Genomic DNA, 712 nt, shown 5'->3' with positions numbered 1-712 from the left:
ACTAACGCCCAATTAAGGTGTGAAGCACGTTACCACAAACTCAAATTGGACACCGTAATCACTGAGTTTGATTCAAACCAAAAATGCCAAGCGTGCTGAATCACTCTTAAATTGTTTGTTAGCAGTGTTCGCGTCAAATATTTCGACAATAGCGGTTAACCTTATTAAACGCCTGATTAAACCCTTTTAAATCAACGGCATTCGAATAATTTAATGGTTCAAGTGGTGATACTCTATAAACAAGGACGCTTCCTTGTTTCATTGACTCAACTAATAAATTATCAGTTGAGTTTATTATTAGTGAACTTGAATCATTTGTGACCTTAACGACACCACTTCGTTCTAGCATTAGGTCTTTATCGTTACTTTTAATACCAAACCGAACATTAACTTTATCGTTTTGCTCGCCAATATACCCTTCAACGCCAAAACTTAAATAAACCAGCTCTAGATCTTTCACACACCCAATCATTATGGTTGGTTTACGTTCAATATAATAAAAAGCTTGCGCCATACCAAACATCGTTTCATTTGGCTCTCCAGAACTAATAACTGACCAATGTCCGTATTTTACTATTTGTGAACCATTGGTAGGAAATTGTTCAACTTTACTAGATGCCTGATCACTTGCACACCCAATAAGTTGTGTTGCAATAAAAATTACAAATATAACTCTCATGAGTTCTCCTTTTGATTAGAGCTGCTAACGCCC

Annotated in this window: 1 protein-coding gene; it reads right to left on the bottom strand. The window is 36.2% G+C overall.

Annotation, left to right across the window (positions count from 1 at the left end; translation table 11 throughout):
• Positions 1–133: 133 nt before the first annotated feature.
• Positions 134–679, bottom strand: a complete 546-nt coding sequence (locus CBX98_RS25280; protein WP_109170534.1) for a hypothetical protein — start codon at positions 677–679, stop codon at positions 134–136.
• Positions 680–712 lie beyond the last annotated feature (33 nt).

The organism is Vibrio sp. T9, from assembly GCF_003123985.1.
Lineage (GTDB): Bacteria > Pseudomonadota > Gammaproteobacteria > Enterobacterales > Vibrionaceae > Vibrio > Vibrio diabolicus.
The sequence above is the reverse complement of the archived record's forward strand: the minus strand, read 5'-3'. Positions and strand labels throughout refer to the sequence as shown.

Excerpts from the sequence above, each read along its gene's own strand:
- CBX98_RS25280 (WP_109170534.1), bottom strand. The coding sequence starts at position 679 with ATGAGAGTTATATTTGTAATTTTTATTGCAACACAACTTATTGGGTGT.